Origin of the sequence: Reyranella sp., from assembly GCF_965279465.1 — a bacterium.
GTDB lineage: Bacteria > Pseudomonadota > Alphaproteobacteria > Reyranellales > Reyranellaceae > Reyranella.
Genome location: NZ_OZ257242.1, coordinates 2,309,324 through 2,325,952 on the forward strand (window position 1 = coordinate 2,309,324; position 16,629 = coordinate 2,325,952).

Below are 16,629 nucleotides of genomic sequence, written 5' to 3' on the forward strand. Positions count from 1 at the left end.
GTCACTTGAACACCAAGCAAACCCACGTCGAACAGCCTCGCGCCCTTCGCGTTAACGAGTTTTGTCGCCTGTACGGGATTGGCCGAAGTTCCGCGTACAAGCTTATCGGGCAGGGCCAGCTCGCCTCTGTGGTCATCGGCGGTAGGCGCCTCATTCTTCGAGATTCGGCTGAAGAATTACTGCTGATGGGAACGAATAACCCTGCAGCTTGATCGTGCTCGGCCCCCGCCACCCAGCATCCGGGCGAGCACTGGACAGACGGCGCCTTGACTGCCGCCTCCTCGCAAATGTCGCCGGCCGCCTTCAGCCGTCCCAGGATCCTGCCTTAGAGGAATTCGGCTGCCTGCTCGATGCAGGCGGCACATCATGGGAGGAGTTCTTCGGCAAGCCGGCAGGGGCAGGCGCGGAGACAGCACACGCCAAGGAGTTCCCTCAACAATTCGCGGCCGAGCTGGCACGCGACGCAGGCGACCCGCTCACGGAATGGGAGCGGCGGTTCCTCGACGACTACACCACGTTCCGGTGGCTCTCGGCCATGCAGCTCTGCTCGCTGGCCGAGATCCAGCGCAAGGTTGTGCGGTCCGCACCTTGAACTGCTCGGCCAACACGCTCGACCAGTTGAAGGCCGATCTCGTCGACCAGGCCGGGCCGCTGTTGCTCGTGCTGTTCGGCCAGCCGACGCGCCGCCTCGGTGGCGGCCGCGAATGGCGATGGGGCAGTAAGGGCGGTGTCGCATATCGGTTCGATCGCAACCAGTTCTTCGACTTCCAGCAGGACCCACGCGCGCACTCGTTGCTCGACGCCATTATGTTCCGCAACGGCTGCAGCTTCTTGCAGGCCATCACCTGGGCGCAGAGCTGGCTGGGCAACATCGAGACCAGGCCGACACCTCGAGAAATGCCGCGGCCCGCATTCAATGCCGACGCCGAGCAGCAGTTCGCGATCGCCGAAGCGCGGGCCCTGTGGCGCGCAGGTCTCAGCATCGTCGGCACTGCTGCCGCCAAATACCTCGAGGGCCGCGCGATCGACAAATGGCCCGCTGACGCCGTGCGCATCATCGCGGCGCGCGACGTCGCACAGATCGTCACCAGCACCGGCGTCAAAGGCAGGGCGCGCAAGCGTTGGACCTGGTGGCGCTGGCTCGCGTTGATGTTCCCGCTCACCAACGACGCCGGCGACGTGAGGGCAGTGCAGCTCGTGGCGCTTTACGATGATGGCAGCGCGGTGAAGCACTGGGAGCACGGCGGCAAGATCAAGGTCACGCGCGGGCCGAAAGCAGGCGTCGCCTTCCGAATGCCGGGCAACGAAAATGGTCCTCTGGTGCTGACCGAAGGCGGCGAAACCGGGCTCTCTCCATGGTTGGCAACCGGACACGAGACTTGGGCGATGCTCGGCGCGATCGGCAGCGCGCCGCTCAACTCAGTGCCGATCGATCGCACGATAATCGTCGCGCGCGACGACGACCCGTCGCGCTCTCCTTCGCGAATCGCTTTGCGTAAGGCGATCGCCAAGCGGCGAGCTGAGGGTCGGCGCGTGGTCGAGGTGCAGCCCTGGCTGCTGTCGCGCGGCGACAAGACGGACTTCAATAACGTTCTGCAGCAGCTCGGACCCGATGCCGTGCGCGAACGCTTCAACGCCGCGCTGACGCCGATGGTGGCACCACAGGGCAAGCCACGGTTAAAGGCAGTTGTCGAGCTCGCGGGCAGCGTTCGCCGCACATTTGGCGATCTGCTGGACACATCCGCGCTCGGCGCACCGGCCTTCAAGGTGATTCGGGCATCGCTCGGGCTCGGCAAGTCGGAAGAGACGTTGCTTGCCATCTTCGATTCACTGCGGGACGCCGTCGAGGCCGCATGTACCGGGAAGCCCATCGTCTACAGCGTGCCGATGCACAAGCTCACCGGGGAAATCGCCGGGCGCGCCAGGGCGATGGCAGTCGAGCGCGGCAGCAACATCAACGTTCGCATATGGTATGGCCGCTCGGTTGACGATCCTGGCTCGAACGATGCGAAGATGTGCCTCGATCTCGAGGCCGTCGAACTGGCCCGCACTGCCCGCCTCAACGTGAGCGAAAACGTCTGCGCCAACTGCGAGCATCGATCCGGCTGCAGCTACATCGCCCAGACGCAGGCTACTGCAGATCTATGGCTGGTGCCTCACGCGCTTCTGTTCGCCGCGCTACCCGACACGATGAGGGCCGCGGCCTTGCTCGTCATAGACGAAGGCATTGCCCTGAGCGGCTTGAGCGCCCGGACGCTGGTACGCTTCGATAATCTCGACAAAGCGGTGATGCGCGGCCGTCGTCCGAAGTCGAAGAAGAGCGCAAGACCGCCGAAAAGATCCGACCTGTCGGACGACCTGAACGTCGACTTGATGCCCATACATCGGAAGCTGCTCGACGCTGACCATGTAGCATCGCCCGACGGCGAACCGCTGCGGCGCGAAGTACTGGCAAGCGCGGGCATCGACGCGGCCATGGCTGACAAGGCCCGTAGCCTCCACAACAAGCGCATTCGGGGATTGAACAAGCTGGACGCGCCGACAAGAGACGACCTGGTGCGGGCGCTGAAGCATGTCACCATCGAAAACCAGGCAGCTGCGCAGGCGGCAAGCGTGTGGGAGCATATCCGTGACTTCCTGACCGATGCCGACGCGGTGGCCGCGGGTCGCGTCGATGTTGTCGAGCTAGAGGACGGCACACGCGCCCTCCGCCTGTTCGTCCTCGACAAGCTTGGCGACGGCTGGCGCACGATACCGACGCTGCATCTCGATGCGACGGCCGACATGGACCTGCTGCGAAGACGTTTCCCGCACTCCGAGCTGGTCGCCGATATCGCTGCCGCCGAACCGCATGCTACCGTCCACCAGGTCGTAGGCAATACATTCGGTTGTCATGCGCTGGGCGTCCGGCGTGCAAAGGACGCCGGCGGCGAATGGAAAACCGGTCTGGCGAAAACGGACCTAGCTGAGGATGTGCGGCGCGACATCCTGTCGAGGGTCTCTGCCTTGGGCGGGCGGGCGCTGGTGATTGCGCCCAAGGCTCTGGCGCTTCATTGGCGCACGATCTTACCCGCGCATGTCGCCGTCGAGTGGTTCGGCAATCTGCGCGGCATCGACGCCTACGGCGACGTGCACGGCCTGTTCGTCGTCGGACGTTGGGGCGTAAGGCCCAACACCGTGGGCCGGTTGGCGGCGGTCCTGTCCGGTCGCGCCGTCGAGCGGCTGCCGGGCAAGGACTGGTACCCCACCGAGACCATCACCCTGCAGGCCGCCGATAGCACCTCGCGCACGGTTGACGCCGATCGGCACCCCAACGCGCTGGCCGAGGCGGTGCGCAAGGCGTTGGTGGTGGGCGAACTGCTCCAGGGGACCGGCCGAGGGCGCGGTGTTCAGCGCGGGCCGGCAATGCCGCTTAGCATCGTCGTGTATGGCAACACGCCCCTGCCGCTGCCGCTGGCGACCCTTTCGGACTGGCAGCCGGTGGACTTCGACCGCGCGATGCTGGCCGACTACGGGGCCATGCTTTCTGCCGTCGGCGATGCAGCGACGGTCACCGGACGGACGGCCAAGGCCGTAGAACATCATCGGGCGAGGTTACCCCCGTGCCCGTATAAGGAGATTCTTCTATACGGGCACGGGGGTGACCTCCCTGTAGGATTGGCCATCGTGACCTACCAGCGTGCGGGCGCCGGCCGAGCTGAGCAACGCATGATTTTTGACCCGGCCCGCATTGCTGACCCGCGCGCATGGCTGGAGGCCCGCCTAGGCCCTTTGGTGCATTTCAACGGCGTCGACCTACCCGATACGATCCGCCAGCGGGATCGCGTCCAGCGGCCCGAAAACCCGCCCCAGCACCTTCGATAGCCTCGAGGGGCGCGGCAGGCCCAATGGCATGGCACGGCCCGCGGTTCATGTTGCCGCCGATCGCCAACGCCTTGCCGCTGCCGGCCGAATGTTCGGGTGCCGATACGGGGACCGCATCACCCGAACTTTCTGGTGCCGTTGAATGGGGCCTTCTCAGCCGGACCGAAACCTACAAAAGCAAACCCTGGACAGGCGCTCGCCAACTCGAAGAAACCTGAAAGTCCGGGCTGACCTCGTCGCGTGTCCATTTTGGATGACGGGCGCACCATGCCGGCCGCCTTGGTCGCCCATTCCCAAAGCATGGCGCACTCGCGGCCTCAGTCAGCAAGCCGTAGCCGATCGCGCCGCGATGTCGCGAACACACCTGCCGCAGCCTGTCATGTGCCGCGGACCTCGAGGCCGATTGCTGCCATCGTCGATAGGCGCGATGCCCTCATGTCAGCGATTGCGGGTTTCGAACTGGTCGATCGCCCGCTGTGCAAGCGGCGCGCCTCTTTCCCCGGTTGGTCTCGAGCCGAATGCACACAAAAAAATTTCGTCGCGAATGCCTACGGCGTGAGTCGCGCCCTACGCGTGTTCAAATGTGCCCCTGAGCGTCGCAAGATTTTCTGAAAGTTCATTAGTAATTTCTATAGAGAATTGAGGAGAGGCTGGAAGGGTATGCTGTAAAGTACGGGCCCCACCCCCGGCACCCCTTCGCCAACTCGATCTGGGCGCCCCAGCCACTCCCTGCCGCGCCGCTTCCTCTTGCCCGGCACTGGGCGTCTACACAAAGCTCCGCGCCTCCGATGAGCGGACAATGGTGGGTACCATGATGGGTAGGCGTTCGTGGCGCAAGCCTAGTGCATTGATATCACTGCATAAAGTCTGAACAGACGGCGGACAGGAACTCCGCCTATCGCTTCTCGGGATCAACCTCTATTCACGGGCTTGGCATCGTCCCCATTGCGCGCCTCGAGCGCCTTTTGTCGCCTGCGATCGGCAGCTTCCGTGATGGCCGCCAGGAAGTCGGGAAGGGCGTCAGCTAGCCCGGATCCAGAGCGCTCTGTGTAGTCGTCTTTGAAGCGCGCCGCCATGGATGTGCGCCATACCTGAGCCTGAAAGTGTTTACGGCCCAATGCCTTATAACCTTTGGTCTCCCAGTGGTCTTGCTCATAAGTCTTCGCGCGGGCGAGCGCGTTGCTAAACTGCGGGAATTCATTCGCCCATTTAACGAGTGTGCCCTTGTCGACATGGAGGGCCGCGGCGATGCCGGCAAGCGATTTGCCTTGAATGCCGAGGGCCATAACGGGTTCGCACAGGGCAGGGTCGTAAGCTGACGGACGCCCGACCTTGCGGATGGCGTTCTTGGCGGCTGTCTGTGCGTTTCGCAGTATCTTTGCCTTGGCTGGTGTGGAGCGGCGTTGACGCTTGGGAGCAGCAGCGGAATCGTTCATAGGGTGCACCGGGAAATCGCGTCCGCGGTTCAGGACGGCGCGGCTGTAGAAGTCGAGGTCAAAGCGTCATAATCGGCCTTGTGCCTTCGCGTTCAGTGCGGCGACGGACGGTTCGAACGCCGATAAACTGCGATCCTATCAGATCGCACGTGAGTTGTCCTGGTTCGCGGCCCCGCCTATCCAACTCCATCGCTGAACTGCTGGGCACTGAGTGGCCTAACTTGCTCAGCCTTATGCGTCGCTTGGCGGGATTATTTTGGTACGACCGCTCTGCTCGCCTGCCAGCTTGAACGTAGTGATCGAGCGGAAGATTAAGGAGCTTCAGGCAGAGGCCGCGGCAATCAGGCGAAGCGAGCAAGAGGGAGTAAATCGGCTTCGTGCCGTTATCGAGAAGTATAAGCTGGGGCCTGATCATTTCAAAATGGCCATGAACGGCATCGGGATGCCTCGCAATGCGCGCTCCCGCAGCAAACTGAAAACGGCGCCCAAGTATCGTAACCCGGACCATGAAGCGGATGTTTGGTCGGGTCGCGGTCGTAGGCCGGCTTTTCTGATTGCGGCGCTCAACGCCGATAGGTCTATTGAGGAACTTGCCATCCGAGAGCAGCAGGAAGAGTCCTCCGACGAAGCGAGTTAGCCTGGATTAGTCGGTTGTCTCCCAGATGCGCGTAGGAGGCCGGAAATCTGCCCGCTGGCGCTCGTGATTGGCCCGGCCTGACCAAAATTGGTCGATGGCGCTCAGCGGCCAAGTGTGAGCATCTTAGGAACGGCGATCAGGGTGCGCCTGTGTGGCGGTCGAGACGACGGATGTTCTCCATGCAATTGACGCCAGGTCGCTTGCGCCTGCCAACCTGACGCACACCTAATACCGAAGAGATCGGTTCGCGGTCGTGGCGCCGCGGGCGGGCGTTCAGGGCAGAGACGAGACCGGCAACGGCCCTCCCTGCTTGTCGAAACAGTCCAGAGACCGGACCTAGTACCACCGGTGGACCAAGAAGCGGTCTCGCACCGGCGTACTACGAGTTCGAATCTCGACCGCTCCGCCACTGCCCCTTGAACCAACAGTCTCTGCCGCTTGGGCGGAGGTCTAAAAAGCCCAATGTCCGCGGGCTTTTCGCCCCAAACCTGTTGACCGGCTTCGAGCCCAGGACGCCCCAAAGGCTCTCTCTCAGGCCCATTCTCTCCAAAGCTGATGACTCGCATGTTTTAGTACGCTTCCTGTAAGCCGTTGATTTGGCGCGCGTTTTTCGGTCGCTGAAAAGCGTACTTCGAAACCGGAGTTTGGACGAGCGAGCGACGCCGAAATCCAACCCGCTCGTTGATTTCATTGAGTAATTTCGAGTCTCTGGCGCGGGAGCCGGGTTGCGAGCAAGCACAAGATGAGACCCCTCCGAGCATCGTGCGGGTGGATTGGGGGAATTGCCGCCTGTTCCCACTCGCCCGCCTGGAAAATCGGATCCTCGGACGACATTCTCAACAAGTAGCTCGAACTTGGGCGTAGTCGATGCCGAGCTGCTTTCTGTGCCGATTGCAGAAATCTACTCGAGTTTGATGCCGCTGGCCGTGATGATTGGGCCCCAGCGCCCATGGTCGTCTCGGAGGCTTTGGGCGAATTCCTGCGGAGTTGAACCGGTAGCCACGAAGCTTAATCCTTCGAGCCTTCGACGGACACTGTCCAGAGCCAGAAGCTCGGTCAACGAGGCGTTGAGACGCTCGACGAGATGAGGCGGTGTCTGTGCATTGGCAACCAGACCGATCCAGGCTTCGGCGGTCGCATCCGGCAAGCCCGCTTCCGCAATCGTCGGGACGTCGGGCAGGACCTTTTCGCGCGATCGCCCGGTCACCACGAGCACCTTGACCGCGCCGGCCGCCACCTGGGGAGATATGATGGTCGGCGCATCGAGGAAGAGCTGCACGTCACCGCGCATGACACTTCGCATTCCTTCGGCGCCCGACGTGTGGGGAACGATCGTGACCTTGATGCCCGCGGCACGAAGCATGAGATGGCAGAAGACGTGCGGCGGCGATCCGACGGCCGTGGTGCCCAACATGATCCTGCCGGGCTGCGCCTTGGCGAGATCGACGAATGCGCGAAACGTGGTCGGCGGAAAGGCGGGATGGGCCGCCACCGCCATGGCGCCCGTCGCCAGCAGGGAAACCGGGGCGAAGTCCTGTAGCGGATCGTAGGCCAGCTTCGGGAAGAGATAGCTGTTGAACACGGCCTGGGACATCGTGGCCAACGCCAGCGTATGGCCATCCGGCTTGGCCGCCAGCATCGCGCCGATCGCAAGGCTGCCCGCGGCGCCGGGCTTGTTCTCGACGATCACCGGCTGGTTCAACGCCATCGCCAGACGCTCAGCTATCACTCTCGCCAAGGTGTCGGGCACGCTTCCCGGCGCTCCGCCAACGAACAGACGGATCGGCCTGTCCGGCCAGACCTGTGCAACAGAGCGCCGCAAGGCAGGCGCGAGGCAGCAGAAGGCGGTCCCTGCCGCCAGGGTGATCCGCCGCGTTAAAGCCGTCATGGCCGCCTCCTGTTGGTCACTCGCATTGCCCGACGCCCGCCAGACGATGCGACGTGCTTTCGGCAAGATTGGTGTTGTGCGCCGCCACGATTTCCAACGCCTTGTCTTCCCTGGAAACGATCCAGGTGAAGACACCGAGCCGCGACAGAGGGCGGGGCAAATCCAGCCGGGTCTCGTTGTCTATTCGCCATTCCAGGTGAAGGAGCATCAGGGAACCGGGCAAGGGCCGGGAGCGGCAGGCGAGGTTCGTCCAGTGGCTGTCCCGCAGGTGCGCGCGATGGATCAGCCCGTGCCATTCGCGGAATTCCGTACGCCCGCTCAACCAGCGGCCAGCCACCGTGACGAAGTCGACATCGCCCGCCACGAGCCGTGCCAGCAACCCCGCATCGTGCCGGTTCCAGGCGTCCTGCCATTCGGCGGCCAGCGCTGCACAGGGCATTGCGCCGCTCAAGGACGGAAGAAGATCGGTCATCCCACAAACCATTCGCCGACATTAGGCTTGCCCCTTACCGCAATCGATCCGACGCGCGGTACTTCACAAATGCAGAATTGCGACGAATGCAGCCCTCGAAAAGTGCCAGTATGCCCAGCGGTCGTTTGGCGCCGAACCGCTTGGCAAGGGCCAGGGCGAGCACGGTGCCGCAACCTGCCGCATTGAGCACGCTCACCGCGACGAGGCTAAGGTCGTCGAGGTGGGCCCAGGCATAGAGGGCGGTGCTGACATTGGCGCCGATCCATATCGACCAGCAGGAGACCGAGATCGTCGCCGCTCCGTGCCGGTCGCGCGCGACTGCAACGATCTGCGGGAGATAGGACACGAGCCTCAGGGCATTGGAGGCGCCGAAAGCGATTGCGATCAGGTCGAGGAGGGTGATTGCCATACTGCGAACCTATGCAGCCGCAGCGGGTTGATCGACGGGTTGTCGAGCACTTTACTGATGCAGATTTGCGACCAATGCCCGGCGTCGAGGCCGACCGAACGGGAGACAGATGGACAAGTTTCGGGCGATCAAATTCTTCTGCCGCGTCGTAGAGGCAAAGTCTTTTGCCGCCGCAGCGCATCTCCTCCAGGCACCCCCTTCGGTGGTGAGCCGGGTGATATCGGCCTTGGAGACCGATCTGAAATGTACCCTGTTCAACCGCACAACGCGGCGCTTGTCGCTGACCGAGGCGGGTGTGGCCTACTATGACCGGAGCCGACAGATACTTCTCGACATTGAGGAAGCCGACTCTGTGGCACGCGAGGGAAGCGCCCGACCCTCGGGCACGTTGCGTGTCGGATATCATCCGGCGTTTCGCGTGCTCCTGCTACGGGGGATGGGCGAGTATCTGGCGCAGAATGCCGGCGTCGACGTCGAGCTCGTCATCGCCAACTCGCCGTCGACGCTGGTCGAGGAAGGACTCGACGTGGTGTTGCGCATCGGGCGATTGTCCGACTCGAGCCTCGTCGCCAACCGCTTGGGCTCTACCGAGTACGTCACCTGCGCCGCGCCGGCCTACCTCGACCGCCGCGGCCGTCCCGCGCACCCCGGCGATCTTCGAGATCATGTTGCCATCGCTCCAGGACGCCGCGACGAGGAACTCCTGACGCAATGGAGTTTCACCAGGCTGGAGGAGCACGAGACCGTAGAAGTGCCGGTCGCCGTCGTGATCCGCGACGGGGTCGGCGTGACGGACGCTTGCATCGGCGAAGGTGGTGTGGCGAGGATTTTCGACGTTTCCGCAGCCCATCATGTGGCGAACGGCGAGTTGGAGGCGATCATCCAGGACTGGTCCGCGGGATCGCAGGACGTCTATGCCCTACTGCCTGGGCGCCGGAACGTGCCTGCAAAGGTTCGATCATTCGTCGAATTTGCCCGTTCCCTGGTGAGGGCGGGCCATCGACGCACGCCGATTGCTCCGTCGTGAGCACCTGCGTGAGACTTGCTTGGCGTCATGCCGACGGCGCTTTGCCTATAACTGCCGACTTTCGGCAACTGGAAGGAGGTGGCGTTATCAACGAGGTGGCAATGCTCGCCGCCGTCAAAGCGGCCGCCTCGTGGAACTCATGGTCGCGTGCGGAATCGATCGGGGTTCGCCCATTGGCATTGCGCCATTGCGCATCGGCGCCATAGGCCAGCAGGATGCGGGTGGTGCCGCCTGCGAGTCCGGGAACAGCGCGTCCAAGTAAGGGGGCCGAATCGCAGCCCGATCTGGTGGGCCAGCTCAGCCGGTGTTCTCAGCACGGATCGGCAGGTCCGCGCAGGCGACTAGGGGTAGCAGAGCAGCCACGGGCACTGCGGACGGTAAAGCTGAGACCCAATGACTGACAATTGGCGCGGTTTGTGTTGAGTTCGTCCGCCAGAGCGAACGCCACTGAGATCCAACCGACTCCTTGATTTCAATTAATAATGTAGAGGCTCCAATACGCAGTACTGGGCCTGCCACAACGCTCAAGGAAGACGTCCCTGGCTATCGCACTCGGTGAATGATTTGGCCTCTCACTACGGCCTCTCCAGCACCAAGTCGTGGCGGCCCGCTCAGGTCCGCGTCGGCGGTCGCCGAGCCGCCTTCGTCTGGAATCATCGGCTGCGAGTTAGCGCCATTGAGCCGTCAGCGGGCTGTTGCGGCCTTTGTGCCATCGAGCTTTCCCGAGGGGCGCCAAGATGGCCTGAACGCGAACAATCTCCTTTGGTAGCAATTCTGCGAACTGCTGCGGCCCTAGCCTGCGGTCTCGCAAAGACGGTCCGGCCGCTGCCTCGCGTTCACGCTCGTCTCCTGCGAGGCCATGCTGACGACTACGTGCCGTTGGCCGTGCCCGGACGCCTGATCGACGCCTCGACCTACGTCATCCGCTTCTCCGCGAATAGCCGCGCCGACGCTGATCCTCTGAGTCCCGCGTTAGCGCCGTCAGTATCCAACTGGTCTCCGCCCTCGTTTGGCTCGACTGACGACACGCCCTAGTCCCGCATAAGCCTTGTTTGTTCAGACGCTGGAAAGTAGGCTTCCACATAGGCGCGGGGAGGTTGCGCGTGAGAGAGCATAGAAGGGGCCAGCACAACAAATAGAGCGCGTGAACGCTATGGCAGTTTCGTATGTCGATGAGCGTGCTCGGCGGATGGTGCTCTCAAGTTGGGGGGAATTGGAATTTCATGAGTGGCTTGCCCACGGTCGTCAGCCTGGTTCCCCAGAGCGGTGTCCAGTTTCTGGACATACGGTTCAATCTCGCGAAGCTTACCCTTGCCACGCGCATGTTCTGGGAGCAGCCGCTTCCTGCCGCGGAGACGACAGATGCGACGAGGCTGGTAAATCTCCGGCTCCTTCGCGAACAGGATGGGGTGCTGGTCGATCCCGTGAGCGGTCAAGCCCCGCCGGACGAGGAGATCTACCCGGTCGGCAAGCCCCAGGCGCTTCAGCCCTTCCTCAATCAGTGGGTGCCGCTGCCGTATTTCGGCGTTACCGCAATCGCTGCCGGCGGCAAGGAGATCTACGCGAACGGCCCAACCAACTGGGCGCGCGTCCATCTGGTGCACCTCGCGGAGCCAGACAGCGATGGCAATACTCACCAAGCCGTTCTAGCGTTCGATACGGCATTGCGAGAGCGCGACAAGGCACAGCCCTATACCACCCTCTCGCCGGAAGACAGCAAGAGCGCTGGCGAATTCGCCCTTGTCTCGGACCGGGAGGCGCTCGGATGGTATCTGATCGAGCCTTGGCTGTCGCAATGGCTCGAGGAGCTTCTGCGCGACGGCCGGCAAATCGTCGGCGGGCGGGCCTGCGAGCATTGGGCTCGGTATATCTGCCTCCTGGAACTCCTGGCACAGGCCAGCCTGCTGCCGCGATTGCGGCTAGTCGACGTGGTTTCGGAGAGCCGGTCTTACGACCCGATCAGTGTCGATCTCGTGCTCGACATCGGCAATACCAGAACCTGCGGCATCCTGGTCGAGGACGACCGCGCGTCGCGGCTCAACCTGAACAACAGCTATCCACTGCAGTTGCGCGACCTGAGCCGGCCTCAGAACAGCTATGCCCTGCCGTTTGATAGCCGCGTCGAGTTTTCGCGCGCGTCGTTCGGCAAGGAGGTGCTCAGCCGCCGGTCGGGCCGCAACGCCTTTCAGTGGCCAAGCCCCTTGCGCGTCGGCCCCGAAGCCGTGCGCCTCTCCGCTGCCTCGCGCGGCACCGAGGGAGCGACCGGCCTGTCATCGCCCAAACGCTATCTTTGGGACGAGCGGCCGCGAACGCAGGTGTGGCGCTTCAACGGAGTCGCGCCGGACGGCATCACGACGGAGCCTCCGGTCAGCGGAAGCTTCATGGCCTTCGTGTCCGAGGAGGGCCTGGTGCTGCGCGCGCAACGCCGGGTCAATCAACTCGCGGTGCGGGCGCGCTTCAGCCGCTCGTCGCTGATGACGTTTCTGCTGGCCGAGGTGTTGCTGCAGGTACTGGGACAGATCAATTCGGTCGAAACCCGCTATTCGCGGAGTTTCCCGGACGTGCCGCGACGGCTGCGCCGGATCCTGCTCACGATGCCGCCGGCCATGGCGCTTCCCGAACAGCGCATCTTCAAGGAACGGGCGGAAGCAGCCGTAAAGCTCGCCTGGGATATGCGTGGATGGAGCGGACCAGGGGCCAGCGCCGTGACTCCAGAGCCGCGTGTCGTCGCCAATCTCGACGAGGCAACCGCGACGCAGCTCGTCTTCCTCTATGCGGAGGCGGCGCAGCGACTGAAGGGGGATCCCGGCAGCTTCTTTGCGCTGACCGGGCAGAAAAGGGAACTGTACGGGACCGGTCCGTCGCTTCGCATCGCGAGCATCGATATCGGCGGCGGCACGACGGACCTCATGATCTGCACCTATGTGGCGGACGGCGGTGAGCACATTCAGCCGAAGCAGAATTTCCGCGAGGGTTTCCGCACCGCTGGCGACGAGGTGCTGCAGGAAGTGATCCAGACCATCGTGCTGCCGGAAATCGAGGATGCCCTCTCGCAGGCGGGCGCGCGCGATGCGAAGTCATTGCTGCGCGAAGTTCTCGGCGGCGACCGTGGAGCGCAGAGCGAGCAGGAGCGTCACCTGAGGCGGCAGTTCGTCTCCCAGGTCCTCGAGCCGGTTGGCCTGGCGATGATTCATGCCTACGAGCAGGTTGCGGATCGCAACGCCAACGAGATCCTGCGGTCCACGATTGGCGCGCTCCTGAAGGGGAAGGACGTTTCCGCCTCCTCGCGATATTTCCAGCAGCAGGCCGTTCGCGTCGGAGCAAACCAATTCTCGATCGCTGCGGTCGAGGTTTCCGCTACCGCGCGGCGGATGGATGCGGTGGTCCAGGCGGCACTCGGCCCGTCCATCGCCGACATGTGCGAGGTCGTGTATTCCTTCGGTTGCGACTGGCTGCTGCTCTCGGGCCGGCCGTCGCGCCTGCGTGCGGTAACGGATCTCGTGCTCGCCAAGCTGCCGGTGCCGCCGCACCGGGTGGTCGGCCTGCATCACTACATGGCCGGAAGCTGGTATCCCTTCCGTGACGCGGCAGGCCGGGTCGACGATCCCAAGACCACCGCTGCCGTCGGCGCCATGCTCTGCGCCATGGCCGAAGGACGGCTCGAAGGCTTCCTGATGCGCACGAGCTCGCTTTCCATGAAGTCGACGGCGCGCTTTCTCGGACGCATGGAGCTGTCTGGGCAGATCCTGCAGTCGAACGTCCTGCTGCAGGATCCCGATCGCGAGGTCGCCGCGCTGCCCGCCGATGGCGAAGCGCCCGAGATCAAGTTCGAGATGGAGTTCCGGGCGCCGGTTTCGCTCGGCTTCCGCCAGCTTCCGCTGGAACGCTGGCCGGCAGCCAAGCTCTACGTGCTCGAATACCGCAATCCCGACAGCATCCCGCAGCTCAAGCTGCCGCTCCGGCTGACGATCCTGCGATCTGACACCAATCCCGCGCGGGTGATGGCAGGCCGCGGGAATGCCGAGGAATTGCGCGAGGAATTCTCGATCGAAGGCATCGTCGATGCTGCCGGCGACACGCTGAGGAAGAGCGATGTAGTCATGCGGCTGCAGACGGAGCAGAGCGAGGCCGGCTACTGGCGCGACACCGGCGCCCTGGCCGTTCCGTAGCCCTCGGTCCAGAGGTTGAGGGAGAATCCGATGGTATCCACGGGCGGGCCGACGGCGGTCGAGGAAGCAGCCGCCAACGAAGCGCTGGCCAATCGGTGCGAGGCGGTTGCCCGGGCCGCGCAGGACGCGGTCGACTGGCTGGCCGGCGCCAGCGACCAGATGAACGACCTCAAGCCGGTGCTGTCCCGCGAGTTCCGGCGCGAGGCGATCCACGCGCGCAAGCTCGCGGTCGCCGCGCGCCGTCCGATGTGCGTCTCCGTCTTCGGGCCCAGCCAGCAGGGCAAGAGCTACCTGGTGGGCTCGCTGGCCCGCCGCGGCGTGGAATCGACCAGGATCACGTTCGGCGGCGAGATCCGCGACTTCGTTCGCGACCTCAATCCGGCGGGGAACAAGGAGTCGACCGGCGTCGTCACGCGTTTCACGATCCGGCCGACCAACGGCCTGCCGGGCATGCCGGTCTGCTTCCGCATGCTGTCGCAGACCGACGTGATCAAGATCATGGCCAACGCCTTCATGGCGGACTTCGACCCCGACAGCGTGACGCCGCTGGAGGATGGCGTCATCGAGGCGACGCTCGCGCGGCTGCGCCCCCGCGCGGCTGCCGGTCCGGTCGGCGATCTCAGCGAGGACGACGTCTACGACCTACGGGAATATTTCGATCGCTACTTCCGCAACCATGTCTGCCACACTGCCCTGAGGGGGTTCTGGGACGAGATCGAGTCGCTGGCGCCCCGTTTGCCGGTGCGCGACCGCGTCGAGCTCTTCGCCCTGCTCTGGCAGTCGACGCCGACGATGACGCTCGTGGCCACGGCCATGGTCGAGGCGCTGGCGTCGCTCGGCTTCCCGGAGGAGGCATTTGCGCCGCTGGCGGCGGTGGAGCCGCGGGAAACCAGCGTCATCGACGTCGAGACCATGCGCGGCCTCGAGTCGGGGGCGGGATCGAAGGTCACGGTGGCGACACGGGCCGGCCGGCGCGCCGACCTGCCGCGCTCGGTGCTGACAGCGATCATCGCCGAGCTCCAGCTCCAGCTTGCCGACACGCCCTTTCCATTCTTCGAGTACACCGACTTGCTGGACTTTCCGGGCGCACGCTCGCGCGGAGTGGAGAAGGCGCAGGATGCCGAGAAGGAGGCGCAGAAGAACATCTTCCTGCTGGTCCGCCGCGGCAAGGTCTCGTACCTGTACCAGCGCTACCTGGCGGAGCAGGAGCTGACGTCGATGCTGCTGTGCTTCAAGCACAGCAACCAGGACGTCGCCCAGGTGCCGCACATGGTCTACGACTGGATCTCCAGCACGCACGGCGCGTCGCCGGAGAAGCGGCGCAACCAGACCGAGGCGCTGTTCATCATCTTCACGATGTTCGACACCGAGTTCGGCATCAAGGCCGGGCAGCGCGACGACAGCGTCGAGCGCTGGTCGACGAGGCTGGACACGGCGCTCTTCTCCTTTCTCGGCAAGAGCCACACCTGGATCAAGGACTGGGTGGACGGGCGTCCGTTCAACAACATCTTCTGGCTGCGCAATCCGTCGATCGTCGACAAGGGCCTGCTGGACTACGAGACCGGCGGCATGGAGCTCGGTTTCCGGGAACCCGACCGGCTGGCGATGCTGCGGACGAACTTCGTCGCGAACGAGGATGTGCGGCGGCACTTCGCAGATCCCGGCCGTGCCTGGGATGCCGGCTTGGCATTGAACGACGGCGGAATCGCCTACATCGCCGAGCGGCTCGGGCCGGTGTGCAATCCGGCGCTCAAGCGGCGCCAGGTCACGGGCCAGCTCGTCGATCTCGCCGGCCGGCTGATCGGCAAGCTCGAGCCCTACTTCGTCTCGAACGACATCGACCAGGAGCTCGCCAAGCGGCGCAACGAGGCGCGCATCGTCGGCCGCCAGTTGCTCGCTTGCGCCCAGGCGCAGGCCTTCGGCGTGCTGCTGCGCGAGCTCCAGGTCACGGGAGAGGAGCTCGGCCACGTGTTTCGGCGCCAGCAGCTCGCTGCCACCGAGGCCCCGTCGATCATCAACGTGCCGGTCGGCAGGCGCGCCAGCAGCAAGACGATGGCCGACGACTTCGACGCCGGGTTCGAGGACGACGAACCAGTTGCCACACCGCCGCCTGCCGCCAGCAAGCAGGAAGAGGACGAAGTGCACGAGGCCAACGACATGGCGGACGTCTTTGCCGACGCCGCCGTCAGGACGTGGCTGGAACGCATGAACCGCTGGGCGGCGCAGGACGACGTGCCGTCCATCTTCCGGATCGAGAAGGAAAGTGCCTCGATCCTGGTGAGCCATGTGTTCGCCGCCGCCCGGCGCCATAACCTGCGCGGAGGGATCGCCGCCGAGATTCGCAGCCGCGCGGCTTATCAGGAGCGGCTGGCGGATCGACTCGTCAAGCCGGTGATCGTTGCCGAGCGCAACCTGAACGATTTCGTCACCTGGCTCGGCTTCGACAAGGCCGCTCCGGACAAGCGGCCGCAAGCGGGCCGCGAGAAGCGCGCGGTCTTCGTTCCGCCGGCGCCGGCGGAAGACATGCCGGTGCTGTCCGAGGTGCCGCTGCCATATGATTCCGTCTTCTATGTCGACTGGGCGACCAGCTTCGTCCGCGCCGTGGAGGACAACGTGAGGGGCGCGCAGGGCCTCATGATTGATGTTGCGTCGAACGAGCGGCTGGGCAAGGTGCTCGGTACGTTGAGGTCTGCGGCAACGGCCTAGGGGCCTGCCGCCGGGGGAGGG

11 protein-coding genes are annotated in these 16,629 nt (G+C 64.3%); 7 read left to right on the plus strand and 4 right to left on the minus strand.

Going from position 1 to position 16,629, the window contains the following annotated elements:
- Positions 1-5 precede the first annotated feature (5 nt).
- Genes ACQY8M_RS11275 through ACQY8M_RS11285 form a run of 3 tightly spaced genes read left to right on the plus strand, consistent with a single transcriptional unit; the run spans position 6 to position 3,864 of the window.
- Positions 6-212, plus strand: coding sequence for a helix-turn-helix domain-containing protein (locus ACQY8M_RS11275; protein ID WP_428671907.1), 207 nt, complete (start codon positions 6-8; stop codon positions 210-212).
- Positions 209-592, plus strand: coding sequence for a hypothetical protein (locus ACQY8M_RS11280; protein WP_428671909.1), 384 nt, complete (start codon positions 209-211; stop codon positions 590-592). The genes ACQY8M_RS11275 and ACQY8M_RS11280 overlap by 4 nt, the downstream gene beginning before the upstream one ends.
- Positions 589-3,864, plus strand: a complete 3,276-nt coding sequence (locus ACQY8M_RS11285; protein ID WP_428671911.1) for a DUF7146 domain-containing protein — start codon at positions 589-591, stop codon at positions 3,862-3,864. Before ACQY8M_RS11280 ends, ACQY8M_RS11285 begins: the two co-directional genes overlap by 4 nt.
- Before the next feature lie 911 nt (positions 3,865-4,775).
- Here ACQY8M_RS11285 and ACQY8M_RS11290 read toward each other — a convergent pair.
- Positions 4,776-5,300 carry a hypothetical protein gene (locus tag ACQY8M_RS11290; RefSeq protein ID WP_428671913.1) on the minus strand — a complete coding sequence of 175 codons (525 nt, stop codon included), beginning with the start codon at positions 5,298-5,300 and terminating at the stop codon, positions 4,776-4,778.
- Between the two features lie 295 nt (positions 5,301-5,595).
- Here ACQY8M_RS11290 and ACQY8M_RS11295 point away from each other — a divergent pair, with 295 nt between their 5' ends.
- A complete protein-coding gene (locus ACQY8M_RS11295) occupies positions 5,596-5,937 on the plus strand; it encodes an H-NS family nucleoid-associated regulatory protein (RefSeq protein WP_428675348.1) in 342 nt (113 codons plus the stop codon).
- 901 nt (positions 5,938-6,838) lie between these two features.
- On the opposite strand, the gene ACQY8M_RS11300 is transcribed toward ACQY8M_RS11295, so the two are convergent.
- Genes ACQY8M_RS11300 through ACQY8M_RS11310 form a run of 3 tightly spaced genes read right to left on the minus strand, consistent with a single transcriptional unit; the run spans position 6,839 to position 8,706 of the window.
- On the minus strand, positions 6,839-7,825 hold the full coding sequence (locus tag ACQY8M_RS11300) for a Bug family tripartite tricarboxylate transporter substrate binding protein (protein WP_428671915.1): 987 nt from the start codon (positions 7,823-7,825) through the stop codon (positions 6,839-6,841).
- A 16-nt stretch (positions 7,826-7,841) separates the two neighbouring features.
- Positions 7,842-8,297 carry an SgcJ/EcaC family oxidoreductase gene (locus ACQY8M_RS11305; protein ID WP_428671918.1) on the minus strand — a complete coding sequence of 152 codons (456 nt, stop codon included), beginning with the start codon at positions 8,295-8,297 and terminating at the stop codon, positions 7,842-7,844.
- A 34-nt stretch (positions 8,298-8,331) separates the two neighbouring features.
- The gene (locus tag ACQY8M_RS11310; protein ID WP_428671920.1) at positions 8,332-8,706 is read right to left on the minus strand and encodes a hypothetical protein; all 375 of its coding nucleotides are present in this window, start codon (positions 8,704-8,706) and stop codon (positions 8,332-8,334) included.
- A gap of 109 nt (positions 8,707-8,815) precedes the next feature.
- Here ACQY8M_RS11310 and ACQY8M_RS11315 point away from each other — a divergent pair, with 109 nt between their 5' ends.
- The 3 genes from ACQY8M_RS11315 to ACQY8M_RS11325 all read left to right on the plus strand — a co-directional run bounded on the left by ACQY8M_RS11315 (position 8,816) and on the right by ACQY8M_RS11325 (position 16,608).
- Positions 8,816-9,733 carry a LysR family transcriptional regulator gene (locus tag ACQY8M_RS11315; RefSeq protein ID WP_428671921.1) on the plus strand — a complete coding sequence of 306 codons (918 nt, stop codon included), beginning with the start codon at positions 8,816-8,818 and terminating at the stop codon, positions 9,731-9,733.
- A 1,223-nt stretch (positions 9,734-10,956) separates the two neighbouring features.
- Entirely contained in the window at positions 10,957-13,902 is a 2,946-nt protein-coding gene (locus ACQY8M_RS11320) for a virulence factor SrfB (protein ID WP_428671923.1), read from the plus strand.
- Positions 13,903-13,932: 30 nt separating this feature from the next.
- Complete coding sequence (locus tag ACQY8M_RS11325; RefSeq protein WP_428671925.1) at positions 13,933-16,608, plus strand: virulence factor SrfC family protein; 2,676 nt, start codon at positions 13,933-13,935, stop codon at positions 16,606-16,608.
- Positions 16,609-16,629 lie beyond the last annotated feature (21 nt).

What these genes read in the sequence shown, in the direction of transcription:
- ACQY8M_RS11320 (WP_428671923.1), top strand. Translation starts at nt 10,957, where the DNA reads ATGAGTGGCTTGCCCACGGTCGTCAGCCTGGTTCCCCAGAGCGGTGTC.
- ACQY8M_RS11305 (WP_428671918.1), bottom strand. Translation starts at nt 8,297, where the DNA reads ATGACCGATCTTCTTCCGTCCTTGAGCGGCGCAATGCCCTGTGCAGCG.
- ACQY8M_RS11310 (WP_428671920.1), bottom strand. Translation starts at nt 8,706, where the DNA reads ATGGCAATCACCCTCCTCGACCTGATCGCAATCGCTTTCGGCGCCTCC.
- ACQY8M_RS11300 (WP_428671915.1), bottom strand. Translation starts at nt 7,825, where the DNA reads ATGACGGCTTTAACGCGGCGGATCACCCTGGCGGCAGGGACCGCCTTC.
- ACQY8M_RS11290 (WP_428671913.1), bottom strand. Translation starts at nt 5,300, where the DNA reads ATGAACGATTCCGCTGCTGCTCCCAAGCGTCAACGCCGCTCCACACCA.
- ACQY8M_RS11325 (WP_428671925.1), top strand. Translation starts at nt 13,933, where the DNA reads ATGGTATCCACGGGCGGGCCGACGGCGGTCGAGGAAGCAGCCGCCAAC.
- ACQY8M_RS11315 (WP_428671921.1), top strand. Translation starts at nt 8,816, where the DNA reads ATGGACAAGTTTCGGGCGATCAAATTCTTCTGCCGCGTCGTAGAGGCA.